The sequence below is a fragment of the Devosia equisanguinis genome (genome assembly GCF_900631955.1).
Taxonomy (GTDB): domain Bacteria; phylum Pseudomonadota; class Alphaproteobacteria; order Rhizobiales; family Devosiaceae; genus Devosia; species Devosia equisanguinis.
Genome location: NZ_UZWD01000030.1, coordinates 19,884 through 37,012, shown reverse-complemented (window position 1 = coordinate 37,012; position 17,129 = coordinate 19,884). Strand labels below are relative to the sequence as shown.

13 protein-coding genes and 1 tRNA gene are annotated in these 17,129 nt (G+C 63.1%); 6 read left to right on the top strand and 8 right to left on the bottom strand.

Translation table 11 applies throughout. The features are described 5' to 3' along the window. Positions 1–32 precede the first annotated feature (32 nt). From DEVEQU_RS12155 to DEVEQU_RS12140, 4 genes are all read right to left on the bottom strand, one after another. A complete protein-coding gene (locus tag DEVEQU_RS12155) occupies positions 33–1,511 on the bottom strand; it encodes an ABC transporter substrate-binding protein (protein ID WP_126150856.1) in 1,479 nt (492 codons plus the stop codon). An 84-nt stretch (positions 1,512–1,595) separates the two neighbouring features. Beyond that, the gene (locus tag DEVEQU_RS12150; protein ID WP_164550377.1) at positions 1,596–3,164 is read right to left on the bottom strand and encodes an ABC transporter permease; all 1,569 of its coding nucleotides are present in this window, start codon (positions 3,162–3,164) and stop codon (positions 1,596–1,598) included. A gap of 274 nt (positions 3,165–3,438) precedes the next feature. Beyond that, positions 3,439–4,482, bottom strand: coding sequence for an extracellular solute-binding protein (locus DEVEQU_RS12145; protein WP_126150854.1), 1,044 nt, complete (start codon positions 4,480–4,482; stop codon positions 3,439–3,441). Positions 4,483–4,660: 178 nt separating this feature from the next. Beyond that, positions 4,661–7,411 carry a histidine kinase dimerization/phospho-acceptor domain-containing protein gene (locus tag DEVEQU_RS12140; protein ID WP_164550376.1) on the bottom strand — a complete coding sequence of 917 codons (2,751 nt, stop codon included), beginning with the start codon at positions 7,409–7,411 and terminating at the stop codon, positions 4,661–4,663. Positions 7,412–7,676: 265 nt separating this feature from the next. Between DEVEQU_RS12140 and DEVEQU_RS12130 the strand changes: the two genes are divergently transcribed. Further along, positions 7,677–7,753, top strand: a tRNA-His gene (locus DEVEQU_RS12130). A 36-nt stretch (positions 7,754–7,789) separates the two neighbouring features. Here DEVEQU_RS12130 and DEVEQU_RS12125 read toward each other — a convergent pair. Next, on the bottom strand, positions 7,790–9,616 hold the full coding sequence (locus DEVEQU_RS12125) for a TadE/TadG family type IV pilus assembly protein (protein WP_126150851.1): 1,827 nt from the start codon (positions 9,614–9,616) through the stop codon (positions 7,790–7,792). Positions 9,617–9,691: 75 nt separating this feature from the next. Next, positions 9,692–10,321 (bottom strand): L,D-transpeptidase, encoded by a 630-nt coding sequence (locus DEVEQU_RS12120; protein ID WP_126150850.1) that lies wholly within the window; start codon positions 10,319–10,321, stop codon positions 9,692–9,694. Positions 10,322–10,756: 435 nt separating this feature from the next. On the opposite strand from DEVEQU_RS12120, the gene DEVEQU_RS12115 reads away from it, so the two are divergent. The 5 genes from DEVEQU_RS12115 (at position 10,757) to DEVEQU_RS19915 (ending at position 14,944) form a co-directional block, all read left to right on the top strand. After that, on the top strand, positions 10,757–11,020 hold the full coding sequence (locus tag DEVEQU_RS12115) for a hypothetical protein (protein WP_126150849.1): 264 nt from the start codon (positions 10,757–10,759) through the stop codon (positions 11,018–11,020). Positions 11,021–11,125: 105 nt separating this feature from the next. After that, positions 11,126–12,700, top strand: coding sequence for a histidine--tRNA ligase (gene hisS, locus DEVEQU_RS12110; protein ID WP_126150848.1), 1,575 nt, complete (start codon positions 11,126–11,128; stop codon positions 12,698–12,700). A gap of 184 nt (positions 12,701–12,884) precedes the next feature. Then, entirely contained in the window at positions 12,885–13,949 is a 1,065-nt protein-coding gene (locus tag DEVEQU_RS12105) for an ATP phosphoribosyltransferase regulatory subunit (RefSeq protein ID WP_126150847.1), read from the top strand. A gap of 148 nt (positions 13,950–14,097) precedes the next feature. Beyond that, positions 14,098–14,787 (top strand): ATP phosphoribosyltransferase, encoded by a 690-nt coding sequence (gene hisG / locus DEVEQU_RS12100; protein ID WP_126150846.1) that lies wholly within the window; start codon positions 14,098–14,100, stop codon positions 14,785–14,787. 1 nt (position 14,788) lies between these two features. Further along, the gene (locus tag DEVEQU_RS19915; RefSeq protein ID WP_164550375.1) at positions 14,789–14,944 is read left to right on the top strand and encodes a hypothetical protein; all 156 of its coding nucleotides are present in this window, start codon (positions 14,789–14,791) and stop codon (positions 14,942–14,944) included. A 135-nt stretch (positions 14,945–15,079) separates the two neighbouring features. Here DEVEQU_RS19915 and DEVEQU_RS12095 read toward each other — a convergent pair whose 3' ends face one another. Together DEVEQU_RS12095 and DEVEQU_RS12090 are read right to left on the bottom strand one after the other, a co-directional pair. Further along, positions 15,080–15,964: a DUF4214 domain-containing protein gene (locus DEVEQU_RS12095; protein WP_126150845.1), complete on the bottom strand. Its 885-nt coding sequence runs from the start codon at positions 15,962–15,964 to the stop codon at positions 15,080–15,082. Between the two features lie 159 nt (positions 15,965–16,123). Then, on the bottom strand, positions 16,124–17,086 hold the full coding sequence (locus tag DEVEQU_RS12090; protein ID WP_126150844.1) for a glycosyltransferase: 963 nt from the start codon (positions 17,084–17,086) through the stop codon (positions 16,124–16,126). Between the last annotated feature and the right edge of the window lie 43 nt (positions 17,087–17,129).

Below are 17,129 nucleotides of genomic sequence, written 5' to 3'. Positions count from 1 at the left end.
CCAGCCTGGGCCGGTCGGCGCGGTGGTTGGGCTTACTCCGTCCAGTGAATGTCGCGCAGCACGACGCCTTCGACGGGCGCATTCGGCCACATGCCATCCAGCTTGGCGTTCCACACGCCAGTCTGGGCCAGCTCAAACAGATAGCCGTTGACTGCATCGCGGGCGATGATGGTCTGGATTTCTCCAGCCAACGCCTTGCGCTGCGCCTCGTCGGTGGTCGCATTCAGCGTCTCGTTCAGGGCCTGAACTTCGGAATTGTTATAGCCGAAGTAGTAGTCGGGATTGGCATAGATGCCAATGTCGAAGGGCTCGACATGGCTCACGATGGTCAGGTCGAAGTCCTTGTTTGTCAACACGTCTTCCAACCACTGCGCCCACTCCACATTGATGAGCTCCAGCTTGATGCCCACCTGGGCCAGTTGGCTGGCAATGATCTGCCCGGAAAGCCGGGCATAGGCCACTGGCGGCAGCTTCAGCGTGGCGGAAAATCCATCTGGAAAACCCGCCTCGGCCAGCAGCGCTTTGGCCGCTGCCGGATCATAGGGATAGGTATTGGTGAGATCGAGATAATAGGGGTGGTGCGGCGCGAAATGCGTGCCGATCGGCACGCCATAGCCATAGGTTGCACCCTCGATGATCTCGGCCCGGTCCAGCCCATGGGCGATGGCTTGGCGCACCTTGAGATTGTCGAATGGCGCCTTGCGGTTATTGGTGGCGAGAATGGTCTCGCCCTCTGTCGACCCCACCAGCACCTTGAACTGCGGATTGCCCTCGAAAATGGCCAGCGCCTCGGGCGCGAAATTATTGGTGCCGTCGATATCTCCGGCCAACAGCGCATTGGTCATCGTCGCGGTGTCGGAGATGAAAACATAGCTCGCCTTGGTCAGCGAAGGCTTGTCGCCCCAATAGGGGCCGTATTGTTCGAGGATCACCCGGCTGCCGCGATCCCACTGCAGGAAGGCGAACGGCCCGGTGCCGATTGGCTCGCTAGCATTGTTATCGGCGCTTTCCGGCGCCACGATCACCGCATCGCCGCGCCCGAGATTGAACAGGAACAGCCCGTCCGGCCGCGACAGGGTGAACTCAACAGTCAGCGGATCGATCACTGTCACGGCCGTGATCGGCGCATAGAGCGCCTTCTGCGCATTGACGCTGTTCTCGGCCAGCAGCCGATCGAAGGTGAATTTTACGTCCTCGGCATCGAAACTGGTGCCATCATGGAAGGTGACGCCGTCATGCAGGCTGAAGCGATAGCTCAGCCCATCTTCGCTAATGGTCCAGCTCTCGGCCAGGCCCGGCTGCACCGCCCCGTTCTGGTCGATGCGGGTCAGGCCCTCGAAAATGTTCTGGTAGACGACGACGTCGATCGCCTCGGCCGCGCCCGCCGTGGGGTCCAGTGCCGGCGGCTCCAGCGCCACCCCGATTCGGATCTCGGTCGGCTGCGCCGCGGCCATGGTAGTGGCCAGCAACAGGCCGGCCATTGCCAGCGCCAGGGACTTCGTCGTTCGCATTGCGGTCTCCTTGAGCCGAGGCATGGGACCCTTGCCTCACCCCCTACCTATAGCAAAGTGCGGGCTTCGCGTACCGCTGACGCGTCAAACTTTCCGCCTATCACCTGCCCAGGACGCCAGGATGACCGGGACGAGGCCCGCCAGCACGATCATCAGCGCCGGCAGTGCCGCCTGCGCGAACAGGCCTACATTGGCGCGCGAATAGACCAGGGTTGAAAGCGTCTCTATCCCAAGCGGCCGCAGCAGCAGCGTCGCGGGCAGCTCCTTGACGATTTCGACGAATACCAGCGTTGCCGCCGACAGGATCGCCGGGCTCAGTGTCGGCAGGTCGATGCGGAACAATATGGCCAGCCGGCTGCCGCCGAGAGCCCGCCCGGCATCGAGCATCGAGCGGCCGCGCTTGCGCATCGCCGCGTCGAGCGTCGAATGGCTGACGGCGAGAAACCGGATGGCATAGACATAGATCAGTGCCGCCATCGACCCGGAAATGATCAGCCCCGGCCGCCACTCAAACAGCGCCATGGTCATGCGGTTGAACCAGAGATCGGCCTGCCCAAGCGGCTGCAGCAGACCCAGCGCCAGAACCGTGCCGGGGATGGCATAGCCCAGTGTCGACAGGCGGATCATGCCATGCGCCGCCGCTGAACCGGTCTCCCCGATCCGCGCCGCCAGCAGCCCGATCGTCACCGTCACCACCGCGCCGATGGCGGCCAGCGTGATGGTCGGCCACAGCGCCGAAAACGCCAGCGCCGTGGTGTCGGGGTGATGGAGCCGCAGCGAGAGATAAATGAGCTCGCCCGCCGGAATGCCGAAGCCGAGCGTAAACAGGCCACCGCAAAAGCCGAAGGCCAGCCAGCGGCGCGCGCCCGTCAGCACTTCTCGCGCTGGCGGTACCCGGCTGTCGCGCTGTGCCGAATAGACCCGGTTCCGTCTTGCCTTCTGCTCGGCCAGGATCAGCAGGCCGATGACCAGCACCACCGTCACCGCCAGCTGCGCTGCGCCACCGAAATCGGAACGGTTGATCCAGGTCGAATAGATCACGGCGGTGATGGCATTGATGCCGAAATACTGTACGGCGCCGAGGTCGTTGACCACTTCCATCATGGCCAGCGTCATGCCGACCACCAGTGCCGGTCGCGACACCGGCAGCACCACTTCGAGGAAAGTGCGCCAGCCATTGGCCCCCAGCGTGCGCGCCGCAATGCTGAGCGCGGTGGACTGCATCAGAAAGAAGGTGCGGCAGGCCACATAGGTATAGGGATAAAGCACCGCCGAAAGCACCAGCGCCGCGCCCCAAGGGCTGCGTATGTCGGGAAACCAGTAATCCCGCACCGTCTGTGCCCCGATCAGCGGCCGCAGCGCCGATTGGATCGGGCCGGTAAAGTCGAGAAATTCCACATAGGAATAGGCGGCGAGATAGGTCGGCACCGCCAGGGGCAGAACCAGCGCCCAGTCGAAGATCCGCCGCAGCGGGAATTCGTAATGGGTGACCAGCCAGGCCGCCACCAGTCCTGCCGTGCCCGCCAGCAGCCCCACCGAGATCATCAGCAGCCCGGTTTCGCGCAATGCCGTCGGCAACATGGTTGCGGTCAGTCCATTGCTGCCGCTGCCCAGCGCCCCCAGCGCCGCAATGGCGAGCCAGATGATCGGCACCCCGACCACCAGGACCAGCACAAGCGCAACGACCGGCAGGCGAAAACGCCTGCCGGTCCGCTCAGATCGTCTCTGTGTGGCCTCGACCGCTATGCCGTCTCTCCACTCCGATTTAGTCATCTGCCCAACAACATTCACAGATCGTCACCCTCGGGCTCGACCCGAGGGTTCTGGTCACAGGGTCGGTTCGGCAAGTGCCCTCGGGTCAAGCCCGAGGGTGACGTGCGGTGAGTGGGCAAGTCAGCAAAATGCCTCGGCCCACTCGACCTGTGCCTTACTTCTGCGGGCCTTCGTCGAACTTCAGCTCGTCCACGAGCTGCGCGGCGAGCGCGCGGTTGGCAGCGACCTGGGTCAGCGGCACCGGCGAGGCCTTGAGCTCGCCCCAGCTGGCGACCAGCTCGTTGATCGGCGCACCGGGGACCACCGGGAATTCGTAATTGGTATCGGCATAGATCGCCTGCGCTTCGTCCGACAGCAGGAAGCCGATCAGCGCATTGGCGTTGTCGACATTGGGGGCGTGCTTGGCGATGAAGCCGCCGGCCACGTTCACCTGGGTGCCGGCGCCTTCGGCGTCCGGATAGATGATACGGGCGGCATTCGCCCAATCCTTCTGCTCCGGCTCGGCTTCGTTGTTCAGCATCGCACCCATATAGTAGGTGTTGACGATGGCCAGATCGCACGAGCCTTCGAGCAGGAACTTGACCTGCTGGCGGTCATTGCCGGTCGGGGCAAAAGCCAGGTTGTCGCGCACCTTGCCCAGCCAGTCGCGGGCCTTTTCTTCGCCATTGACGGCGATGTAGTGGGCGATCAGGCCGATATTGTAGGCATGGGTGCCGGTGCGGGTGCAAAGACGGCCCTTCCACTCGTCCGAAGCCAGGTCCTCATAGGTGAGGGCGGTGGCATCGACCCGGTCCTTGGCGACGTAGAACACGCGGCTGCGCAGCGACAGGGCGGTCCAGTTGTCGTCCTCGTCGCGATAGGCGGCCGGCACGCGCTCGTCGAGCACCGGCGTGGTGATCTTCTGGGTCAGGCCTTTTTCCTCGGCGCCCACCAGATTGCCGATATCGACGGTCAGCACCACGTCGGCGGGCGAGAGTTCGCCTTCGGCTTCGACGCGGTCAAGCAGGCCGTCACCGGCATAGAGCACATTGGCCTTGATGCCGGTTTCGGCGGTAAACTTGTCGAGAAGCGGCTGCAGCAGGCTCTGCTCGCGATAGCTGTAGATATTGACTTCGCCGGACTGGGCGAAGGCCGGGACGGAAACGCCCAGCATTGTCGTCGCCAGAAGGGCGCTGAAAATGCGCGCGGTCTTGGTCATTTGCTTCTCCTGCTGCATCGGGGGTCAAGGCCCCGGTTGACTGGGCGCTTAATGGCCTGTGCCTTAGGTAAAGTCAATAAAGCTAATAAAAACAAATGCTTACAGATTAGAACGGTTCAAGGGAGCAGTGGAATCTGTCAATGAACACAAGTGATTAGCTGATTATAAAAATCCGCTTTTATTGCTGTGGAACTGCCTGGTCGCGCCGCTCCACCAGGTCTGCCGGGATGCGCAGTGAAAACAACAGCCCCTCCGGCCCGGCCGGATCGACGGCAAGCGACACCGCATTGACGGCCAGCAGCGAGCGCGTCAGCGCCAGCCCGACGCTGGAGCGGATCGGGGTCAGCGCCTGCCCGTCCTTGCCGACGCCATCGCGGAACACCACGAAACGGTCGGCCATGTCCATGGCGGTGATGGAGCTGTCGCGCACATGGATGGCAATACCCTTGTCGTCCATCTCTTGGGCCGAGATGACTACGGCGCCGCCTGGCGGGGTCTGGTCGATGGCGCTGGCCAGCAGGTTCAGCACCGCCTGCGCCAGCGAGGCCCGGTCGGCGGTAACGCGCGGCAGCGATTCCGAAATGGCGTTGCGCACGATGACGCGGGAGACATTGGCCTGCTCACGAATGCGCAAGACGCAGCTTTCCAGCAGGCTGGTCAGTTCGAGGCTCGCGCGCTGCGGCAGGTAACGCCCATCGCGCAGTCGTGCATAATCGTCCAGCTCATCCACCAGCGCCGCGATTTCCTGCCCCGCCCGCGAGATATCCTTGGCATATTCGGAATAGCGCTCATTGTTGAGCGCCCCGAAGGCCTCGGTGCGGATCAGGTCGGAAAAGCCGACAATGGTATTGAGCGGCCGACGCACCCCACGGCTGATCCGCGCCAACAGCGCCGGATCGGCTTCATGGGCGATTGCAGGCGCCGGCAGATCGGCTTCACGCGCTCGCACAAAGCCGAAATAGCCGCTGAGAATCCCGGCCTGGCCGACAGCGAACAACAGGATATCGGTCTTGTCGTCCTGCCCGCGAAGCGAGAGGCATGGCCGCGCCGTCTCGGCAAAGCGGGCAGGGCGCTCCAGAAACGCCTGCAATTCCCCGATATCGGCTTCCCCGACCAGGTTTGAAAGCCGCGTGCCCACCACGGTGCTCGAACCGAGCAGCGATATGGCCACCCCATTGGCGGCGCTGATCGTGCCATTGCGGTTGGCTTCGATGAAACCGTCACCCCGAATTTCGGCAAAGGCTTGGGCAAAGGCGCGCACCGCATCTTCATGGCCGGTTCGCACTTCAGTGGCGCTGGCCGACAGCATCAACGCCGGTCGGCCCTGCCAGGAAATCGACTGCAGCCGCGCCGTCACCGGCACCAGCGTGCCGTCGCGCTGCACCAGATGATTGACCGGACCCGCGCCCTGACCATCGGCGCCGGTGGCCGGGAACACCGCGGCCAGGCCCGCACTGCGCAATTGCTCCACCGTGTCATAGCCGGTCATTTCGGTGATGGCGCGATTGGCGAACAAGACCTGCTGGTCGCGGAACACCAGAATGCCCAGCGGCAGGCGATTGAGCACCAGCGTCTCGCCGCCCAGATTGACCAGCGATCCCGCCGATTGTGGTCCAACTGACGTCAACGGCGCCAGCGCAGTTTCCCCGTCCTGGCCCTGGCCCCGGTTCTGTCCGCGATCGCCGACCCGCTCGTTGAGCACCCGTGACAGCTCGTCGAAATTGTAGCGCGATACCCGCTCCATGGCCTCGGCATCGCTGGGATCGGTCGCGCCGATTTCCGCCAGTGCCGTATCCAGCTGCTGTTCGGCATCGGCGGGCTTGGCCTCGGGGGCAGTTGCGTCCGGCTCCTCGGCCCAATGGGCGAACTCGTCCTCGGCGCCGTCCTGTTCGGTGGCTTCGAGCGGGGTAAAACCGCGCCCGATCACCCGATAGAGCGGACCCTCGCTCTCCGCCGCGGCAAGATCATCTCCCTCTTTGGCTTCAGACTCATCCGTCGATCCGGGTTCTTCGACCGGCGCGATCGGTGGCAGGTCGTCGTCTTCGCCCAGCGGCGTATAAAGCGTGTCGTGTGCCGCCAGCCGGTCCACCAGCGAACTCAGCCGCTGCGACACATCCGCCAGCGTCGCCTCGGTCTCGGCGTCTTCGCCCCTCGCATCCTCTTCCGAGTGAGACTCGGCCGCGGCCTCCGGCTCAGGGCCGCTATCGGCCTCAGCCGGCGTCGGCTTGGCCAGCTCATCATGGCTTTCCGGCACGGCACTTTCGGGTGCGGCGATCTCATAGACCGTCTCGGCGTCGGTCTCCTGCCAGCTTTGCAGCTCATGCGCATAGCTGTGATCGGCGCCAATAGGCGTGCCGTCCATGGCCTGAACCGGCTCGCCCGCCTCGGCCTCATCGCCATCCTGTCTCGGCTCGGCAGTCGCGGCTATGTCCTGTTCGACCTCGGTCTCGCCCTCGTCCACCAACATTGCTCGCGGCGGCTCGTCTGCCGCGCTTGGCTGATCGGATTGAGCGGCCTCGATGATCTGCTGCGCGATCGGATCGACATGCACGATCAGCAGCGCCGACTCGTCATGTTCCCAGAGCAGCGGCGTGGTCGCGCAGGTGCCGGAAACCGGCTTGTCCCCGGCGAGGAACTGGATGCGTGCGAGGCTGGTGCGGCCGCTCGAACCCAGCCGAATGATGCGCTGCACCTGTCCCTTGATTGGCACCGCCAAAGGCAGGCGTTTGAGCCCGTGCTTTTTCAGCTTGGCCAGATACAGCCCCGCCGCCGCATTGGACCAGAGCAGCCGCTGCCCATCCTGGGACCACAGCCAGGCCGGGCGCGCATCGTCCGCATGCTGCAGCACGCGGCGGGCACTCGGCGATGTGTTCCACTGGTCATCCATGGACGGCCTTTGTCTGGCGGCGTCGGACGCGATCCGTATCATTACGGAACACTTGTCCGAAGTTCATTAAGTGTTCTTCAATATCGTGACGGTTGCGACGAATCCAGTCCGCCGGGCTGTCCGCATTGGCTGCATCGCTGGTCATGGTTAAATGCCATGTCCTAAGGATTGGTCATTTCCGCCGCGCTGGCGCCGCTTTTGCGATAGGATGTCCACAGCGCAAAAACGGTCTTGTCATCCCGGTCATCTCGACCTATGTTCCGCCCGCTTTCGGAGCGCAGGCCTGCGCCGCCCCCGACTTGCCCATGCCGCCTTAGCTCAGTTGGTTAGAGCGCTAGATTGTGGATCTAGAGGTCCCCCGTTCAATCCGGGGAGGCGGTACCACCCTCCCAAATACTGTTTCGAAGTCGCGCCCGCGCCTCAACGTGTGATGCGCAGGGCTGAGATATTGGCGCCGATCTGGCGGAATGCCTCACGCAGCTGAGCGCCGTTCGAGGCCAGGAAGTAGTTGCTGGCCCCGCTGGCGCAGTAGCGCAGCACATTGGCGGCCGAGGTGCCTTCGCTGATGGCAAAGCCGACAGTGTAGATGGTGATGTTCGATGCTTTCATCGCATCGCAATAGGCCTGCGCCTGCGCGTATGGGCTGCCATTTGGCGCGTTACAATTGATGTGGTCAGCTGTACTGCCGCTACCGCTGGTCGAATTGCGCGCCACCACGCCATTGCAATGCACGGTGTTGAATTCGCCATCGGTCATGATGACGGCAGCCTTGAGCAGATTGTTCGTGTTGTAGGCGGCCGGGCGGCTGTCGAAGGGCCAGACATAGGCGAAATTCGGCGACAGCATCAACCAGCTCCACACCACGCCCAGACTGCCCGAGGTTGACCCCACCGCTGCCAGCGCATTGATTGCCGTGCGAAGTGCGGCCTTGTTCGCGGTAAGGGGCACGATGGTATTGGCGAGGCACCCATTGCCTGCAGGGGGATAATTGCGCCCCACATAGGACACAGTCGGGGCGACATCGGTCAGCCCATTGCTGGCCCGTTCGGTCACGCAGGTGGTCACCGGATTGAGCCGCCAGAGCCCCGTTGAGCCCTGGTAGCGATAATAGGTGCAACCCTCGGCGACGGTCTGCCAGGTACAATGCATGAGGCCGGTATTGTTGGTGTATGTGCCGCCATTGCCTGCCGGAGTGTTTTGCAAAGCCAGGCTATTTGGCGTTACGTTTGAAACTTGGAAGATGTTGCCATTGAGGCTGTGTGATCCGCCGACATTGGTGAAATAGGCGTAATCGCCATTGTTGAAGCCATGGCTGTTCGAGGTCACCACCAGATTGCAATTGGCAACCTGGCATTTGATCACCGACGCTGTGCCTGAAAACGTTGTGTAGTTGCGGCCGTCAATACCCGAAAGCCGGAATGTGTTGGCGGTCTTGCCGGTGACCATGAACGGCTTGTTGCTGATCTGGCCCATCCCTGAGTTCCAGATATAGACCCAGTCGCCGTCGGAAAAGCCATGGCCGTTGGAGGTGATGGTGACCGGGTTGGCCTTGGTCGCCCCGGTGATGGTTTTCGTCGTGCCTGTTGACCAGGAAAAGGTCGAGGTCTCCACCGGCGCACGGATGGGGCCGCGCACGGCTTCGGCATAGCTGCCGGCATTGACGGCCTGTGAGTAGGGGATCAGGGCCATTTTCGAATAGTTGAGCGTCTGGTCGTCGGCAACCACCGCCTCCATCAGATCGGTGATGGAATTGCGCAGGTCGACGATTCTCTGGCCCTGCATCGAGCCGGTCACGTCGAGCGCGACAGCGACCTCGATGTCCAGAGCGCCGCGAACTGCCTCGGCCCTGAAATTGGCCCTCAACTGCGGGACACCCACCAATTGCACGAAGATGGTCGGCAGCGAGAAATGTCCATCGATGAATAGCGAGCCGTTCGCGGGGTCCATGCGCACCGTGTCGATGCTCGCCTCGACCTCGCTATCGCCGATGCGCTCGAGCACCAGCGCCTCCGCGCGCTCGCGGATGCGGGTTTCCGTCATGCCGCCGACCAGGATGTCCGGCTGCAAAGCCAGCACCGCGGCGTCCAGGGCCGTTTGCGCGCGTTGGCGCGTCTGTTCGAGCCGCACATAGTCAACCACCGCGCCACCCAGCGCGATCAGCACCACCGCCATAACGCCGAAGATCACGGCAAAGACGCCGCGCTCGTCGCGCGCGAAACGCTGCAAGAGGCTTGTGGGTGCCGACATGGCTGCTCTCCGATTGAGCTGAATGCGAAAGCGGGCGGCAAGTCTTCGCCGCCCCGGGACAGGCTGCCGGCCTGCCTACATCACCACGACCTTGGTGTTCATCTGCACCCGGCCGTAAAGGTCGATGACATCGGCATTGGTCATGCGAATGCAGCCCGACGACACGTTCTGGCCGATGGACCAGGGCTCGTTGGTGCCGTGAATGCGATAAAGCGTCGAGCCGAGATAGAGCGCGCGGGCGCCGAGCGGATTATTGGGGCCACCATCCATGCGCGCCGGCAGACCCGGCTGGCGTTTGCGCATTTCCGCCGGCGGCGTCCAGCTCGGCCATTCGGCCTTGCGCGTTACCCTATGCGTGCCCGACCATTCAAAACCGTCGCGCGCCACCCCGATGCCATAGCGCAGGGCCCGCCCGTCGCCGAGCACGAAATAAAGGAAATGCGCCCGCGTATCGACCACGACCGTGCCGCTGCGCTCGCTGGTGGGATAGTTGACGATCTGCTTGATATAGGCCGGATGCACCTGGACATTGGCCTGCAGCATCAGCCCGTGCCGCGGCTTTTCGGTGGTCACGGTCAGGCCCGGCGGCGGGTTGAACCGCCACGCCGCCTGATATTGCGCCTGTGCCGGTGCTGCGAACAGGCTCGACAGCAATGCCGCCCCAAGCAACAGCGCTGCCTTTTTCAATCGAATTGTAATCATCATGCCGATCCCCGCAAATGATCGCGCGATTGTGCCGGTGAACAACCAAGGACACGTCAAGCGGCTTGGTTAAAAATCGGCTGGCTTGAACGGTTAACAATGTCTTTCGATGTCGGAGGATGTCGTGGCTTTCGTGCAACACTGCAAGGCGTGCTGCGTCACCCTGACACATCCGCGCTTGCCGTTCACAGGGACGTGAGTTACCCACGCATATCCGCAAATGCCAACCCAGGGAGGCGCTTTATGAATACTGTTTCGTTCCGCCATGCTGGGAAACTTGCTGTCCACCCAGTCGCGGGCCGCCGTTCGATCTGACGATCGCCTGGCTGCGGATATCCAACCACTCCAAACGCTGACTCCGAGCCGTATCGCGTCCGGATTCCGCCCTTAATCCATACTCAACAGAGGCCGGTGGGCGTTTGCTTGCCGGATACACCGATGTCTTCCAATGTGCTCGACGAGCGCAGCGTGGTGCTGCGTCTCGAATTCTCCATTGCCGACGCTGTGCGTCATCGTGGCCTGTTCGCCGTACTGCGCGCTGCCGTCAGCGCCTGGTGGGCCCAGACGCCCCGCGGCTATAGCGATGTGCCCGACTATCTGCGTGCAGATGTCGGCCTGCCGCCCGCAGACGAACCCCTCATATGGTTCTCCGTGCCCCCGGCTGCGGTCGTCCCCAGGCTTGAGGACGGGAAGCGACAATGAACTTTCATGGCGGTCGGGATCCTCCCGGCCGCCTTTCCCGCCCCAGCGCTGTTGTCTCGCCAAATCCTATGAGCTAGGAACGGCACGACTTTCCAAGGTTCGACAATGTCCGAAAAGCCCAAGCTGATTACGCCACGCCTGCCGCGCGGTTTCGAAGATCGCACCCCCGGCGAGATCGCCGCAGTGGGCGCCATGATCGACAAGATCAAGGCCGTCTATGAGCGCTATGGCTTCGATCCCGTCGAAACCCCGCTGTTCGAATATACCGAGACGCTTGGCAAGTTCCTGCCCGATACCGATCGGCCCAATGCCGGCGTGTTCTCGCTGCAGGACGATGACGAGCAGTGGATGAGCCTGCGCTATGATCTCACCGCGCCGCTCGCCCGCTTCTTTGCCGAAAATTTCGAAACCCTGCCCAAGCCGTACCGCTCCTATCGGCAGGGCTATGTGTTCCGCAACGAAAAGCCCGGCCCCGGCCGCTTCCGCCAGTTCATGCAGTTCGACGCCGACACCGTCGGTGCCTCAGGCCCCGAAGCCGATGCCGAAATGTGCATGATGATGGCCGACGTCATGGATGCACTGGGTCTGGCGGGCAAGTACGTGGTCAAGGTCAATAACCGCAAGGTGCTCGACGGCGTGCTCGCGGCCACCGGCATCACCAGCGACGCGCAGAAGCTCAACGTGTTGCGCGCGATCGACAAGTTTGACCGGCTGGGTCTTGAGGGTGTCGAGGCGCTTTTGCGGCATGGGCGTATTGATGAGAGCGGCGCCAGGATGCCCGGAGCCGGCCTTGGGGCCGTCCAGGCCCGCTACATCCTGAGCTATCTCAATTCGATGGTCCCTGCGGGGCAGCGACTGGACCCCCGCTACGAGGATCGCGACCTGGTGCTGCATGCCTATGTTGTCCAGGACGGCCCCGATGGAACGCCGGGCGAAGGCGGCCACAAGGATGAGCCCTTCACCCTCGGAAAGGTGCAGGACGATTTCGCCGCCAATGAAAATTTCCGCCAGGGCGTCAGCGAACTCCAGACCATCGAGCTATTGGCTCGCGCCGCCGGCTATGGAGACGACAAGATCAAGATCGACCCGTCCGTCGTCCGCGGCCTCGAATATTACACCGGCCCGGTCTTCGAGATCGAACTGACCTTCAAGGTGCAGAACGAAAAGGGCCAGGACGTAGTCTTCGGCTCCGTCGGCGGCGGTGGCCGCTATGATGGTCTCGTTTCCCGCTTCCGCCGTGAACCGGTCCCGGCCACCGGCTTTTCCATCGGCGTCTCTCGCCTCGCCAATGCGCTCAAACTCACCGGCAATCTCGGCGCCACCGAGCCCGTCGGCCCGGTCGTGGTTCTCGTCATGGACAAGGACCAGACCGCCCGCTACCAGGCCATGGTCTCCGAACTGCGCCAGGCCGGCATCCGCGCCGAAATGTTCCTCGGCTCCACCAAGAATTTCGGCAAGCAGGTCGCCTATGCCGACAAGCGCAACTCGCCCATCGTCATCATCGAGGGCAGCCAGGAACGCGAGCAGGGCATTCTGCAGGTCAAGGACCTGATCGCCGGCAAACAGGCCGCCCAGGCCATCACCGACAATGCCGAATGGAAGGCCGCCCGCCCCGGCCAGTTCGAAATCAAGCGCGAAGAGCTGGTCAGCGCTGTGCAGAAATTGCTGAGCGAGCAATGAGCGACTGCGCACCGATCATCCATCGCCTTTGCCCCTGCGCTCCCTCCCCCCTTGAGGGGGAGGGCCGGGGTGGGGGGTGGTTTTTTGGGTCACTGACGGACCCCCACTCTCAATCCCTCTCCTCAAGGGGGAGGGAGGCGATGGACCCGCCGGTGGCGCAGCGTGACTGCGAGGCAGGGCTATAATGACCAATCCCGCCTATCGCCGCTCTCAGCTTGAAGCCCTTGTCGAAGCCCAGGGCGGCTGCCGCGCCACCCCGCCGCTGCTGCTCAAGGCCGATCCCTATTTTGATCTCGCCGGGGAAGAGTTCGGCCGCCGCCTGCTGTTGACCACCGACACCAATGGCGCCGAATATTGCCTGCGCCCCGATTTTACCCTGCCCATCGTCACCGACTATATCGCTCAGGGTGCCGGTGCGCCTGCCGCCTTCTCCTATCTCGGCCCGATCTTCCGCCAGCGCGAAACCGGCCCGGCCGAATTCGACCAGGCCGGCATCGAGCTCCTGGCCCAGCCCGATGGTGACATCGCGCTCGATCAGGTGCTGACCTTCGCCCGCGCCGCGCTCTCGCTCTATGGCATCGTGCCGCAGGTGCATCTGGGCGGCGTCGGCCTTTTCGAAGCCCTGCTCGCCCAGGCCGACATGCCCGACGCCTGGCGCAGCCGCATCCGCCACCGCTTCGGCCACCCCGAGGCCATGGATCGCCTGTTGACTCGGCTCGAACGCGCCACCGACCAGCCGCGCAGCGAACAGCCCGCGCGCGACGATCTGGTCGAAGACGTGACCGCGCGCATGGTGTCGGCCGGTCTCAGCCTCTCCGATGGCCGCTCGCCGGCGGAAATCGCCGACCGTTATCTCGAGCAGCAGGCGCTCGACGCCGCCCAGGTGCCGGCCGCGACGCTGAAACTCCTGCGCGACTATCTCGCCATCAAGGGGGATGCCCTCACGGCCTTGCGCCAGATCGAGGCGCTGGGCGAAAAACACCGCCTGTTCCTCGGTGGCCCGATCCGCGCCATTCGCCGCCATTTCGAGGGCCTGGGCGATGCCCGCGTCAGCTTCGACGCCAGCTTCTCGCCGCGCCTCGACTATTACACCGGCATCGTCTTCGAGATGCGCGGGCAGGGCGGCACCATCCTCGTCTCCGGCGGCCAATATGACCGCCTGCTCGAACGCCTCGGCGCCACCGCCCCCATCGCCGCCTCCGGCTGCGCCTTGTGGGTCGATCGCCTGGAAGCGGAGTGGCCGAAATGAAGGGGCCACACTCTACCGCCCCCGGAAGACGGGAGCGGAACCGTGTCGCGTTGTTGACGAGATTTCAGACAACTCACCAGCCTACTCCTCGCCCTTCTTCAGGGGGAGGCCGGGTGGGGGTTGCTTCTACCGCCACGGAGTGGCCGAAATGACCCTCACCCTCGCCGTGCCCTCCAAGGGCCGCCTCGAAGAGCTGACGCGCGACTGGTTTGCCCAGCGCGGCCTCACCATTACCCGTCCAGGGGGCGCCCGTTCCTATCTCGGCGCCATCGAAGGCTTGCCCGACATCACCGTGCGCTTCTATCCGGCCTCCGAAATCGCCCGCGAACTCATCCGCGGCAGCATCGATATCGGCGTCACCGGCCGCGACCTCATCCACGAAACCAGCGAAACCGGCCCGGCCTCGGTCGAGTTCGCGCGCAATCTCGGCTTTGGCGGTGCCGATGTCGTGGTTGCCGTGCCAGATGCCTGGATCGACGTCACCCATATGCATGACCTGGCCGACGTGGCGTCCGATTTCCGCTCCCGCCACGGCCGCTGGATGCGCATCGCCACCAAATATATCACCATCACCCGCCAGCATTTCGCCCGCGCCGGCATCGCCGAATACCGGATCGTGGAAAGCCTCGGCGCCACCGAAGCGGCGCCTGCCTCGGGGGTTGCTGACATCGTGGTCGATATCACCTCCACCGGCTCGACGCTCGCCGCCAACGGCCTGCGCGTGCTCGAAGACGGCGTGATGCTCAAAAGCGAAGCCAATCTCATCGTCAGCCGCACCGCCGACTGGTCAGCCCGCCGCCCAATCCTCGACGATCTGCTGTCGCGTCTGGGAGAGTAAGATGGAACTTGCCCTCGTCCTCCTCTGCGTCCTGGTCGGCGTCACCGCCATCCTCTACGCCGGCCTCCGCCCGCCAATACAAAAGGCAGGGCCGGAAGTTGCCGGCGCAGTTCCCGCGGCTGAGGGCGAGACGGCAAGTACCGATACCGCAGAATAGGACGTTTCGAGCTCGACGCGCTCCAACCCACCTGGCGTCACCCCGGCGAGGGCGGGGTTCATCGCGAGATTTCGAAAGGGGCGCGAAAGGTTGGGATGACAGCCCTTTCGCGCGCCCGCGCGACCACCAACACGCCTACAGATACCAGATGCCATCCGCATAGGTTTCGAGTGCATTGGCCTTGTTCTCATCGCTCTCGGAGAAGAACACCAGCAGGTCCTTGCGATTGGTCTCGCCGGCCTCCAGCTTGCCCACCCAATAGTCGAAGCCTTCCTTGTCTTCCACGCGGCCCAGCGTGTGCTTGTAGAGCAGGGCGATGAAATCGGCGTCGCTCACCGTCGCCTCGGTACGAAAGCGCGCAAGGAACTCGGGGGATGCCATGAAGCTGTCCGCAACATCGGCGAGCGAGGATAGCTTGTTGTCCTGATGGCGGATCCAGTAGCCCAGGCCTTCGAAATCGGCGTCACGGTCAAGAGCAGCCTTGTAGAGGCGCACCAACTGCCCGGCAGGTCCATCAAAGTCAAAGGCCAGGAATCCGTCATTGAACTCGAGGCGTTCCACGTCCGGTAGTTTATAGGCATAGCCCGCGCCATCGACACTGACTATACCGCTGGCTTTGTCGTAGTTCACGTTCACATCGGCGAATACCGCCAATATCTTGGCAATGTCGATGTCGCCATAGCTGGTGACGGGCGGCAGGCCAGTGCCGCCGCCATCGCCGGAAAACTCAGGGATATCACTGAGAAGAGTGTCGGCGGGATACTTCGCCAAAAGCTCGTCCACCGACGATACAAAGGTGGCCTTGCCGATATCGAACAGGCCCGGATTGGCAAGGAGCGCTTCCTTGGCCAAGGCCATATTGGCTTCAAGCTCCGGCGTCCACTGGCCGAAGCCGCGCAGCAACTGCTCTATCTTGTCGAACAAGGCGCCGAAATCGGTGATCACCAACCCACCCACCATCGCCTTGCTGAGGTCGATAAAGCCTTTGAGGTCACCGATGGTCATGTTTATCGTAGTCACAAAGAAATCCTCCGAAGTTTGTCCAGCGCGGCCCTGCAATGCTCGAAGAACAAAGGATGCCGATTAGGACAAAATCTACTGTGCGACAGAGGCGTGGTTGACCCCTCAATAGGGGGGCTTTCAAATGTTCTGGATGATTTTCCTGATCAGATCGCCTTATCAAGACTGTGCTTGGCGTGCTTCTACGCGTGGCGCCGGAATCTCCAGATACCGCAGACGCTTGGCTTCGCGGCGGCCGGTGACGACGCTGTCGAGAATGGCTGCCATGGCGCCGAGGATGAGACTGGCGATGATCCCCAAACCGGAAAGGATTGCCGTTGGAAAGCGCGGTACGAGGCCGGTTTCGAAATAGTCGATGAAGACCGGGATGGCGAGCAGCAGCGAGATGATGGCGGTGACAATCCCCACCGACAGGTAAAGCTGGCGCGGCCGTTCGCGCGCAAACAGCCGCAAGATCATCTCAAGGATCGAAAAGCCGTCGCGAATGGTGTTGAGCTTGCTCGTCGAGCCCTCGATCCGGCTGCCATACGCGGTGGGCACTTCCGCATAGGGCGCGCGCAGTTCCAGCGCATGGATGGTGAGTTCGGTTTCGATCTCGAAGCCGCGCGACAGCGCCGGGAAGGATTTGACGAAGCGGCGCGACAAGACGCGATAGCCAGAAAGCATGTCGCTGAAGCCGCGCCCGAAAATATTGGCGACGGTGCCGGTCAGCACCTTGTTACCCAGCACATGGCCCGGCCGATATTCCTCGCCATCGCCGATGGCGCGACGCGTGCCCACCACCATGTCCAGCCCGCCATCGAGCAGCGTATCGACGAGAATGCGGCTCTGGCTGGCATCATAGGTGCCGTCGCCATCGGCCATCACATAGACATCGGCGTCCACATCGGCGAATTGGCGGCGCACCACATTGCCCTTGCCCCGCTGCGGCACGTGACGCACGATTGCCCCGGCCGCCAAAGCCGCAGCGGCCGTGCCGTCGCTGGAATTGTTGTCGAAGACATAGACTGCCGCCTCCGGCAGGGCGGCCCTGAATGCCGCAATCACCGATGCGATGACATCAACCTCGTTGTAGCAGGGCAGGATCACAGCTACAGAATTGCCCCGATAAAGCTTGGTCACGCCGTCGTCCTCCTTGAGCGCGCCAAATCTAGTTCAACAAAGT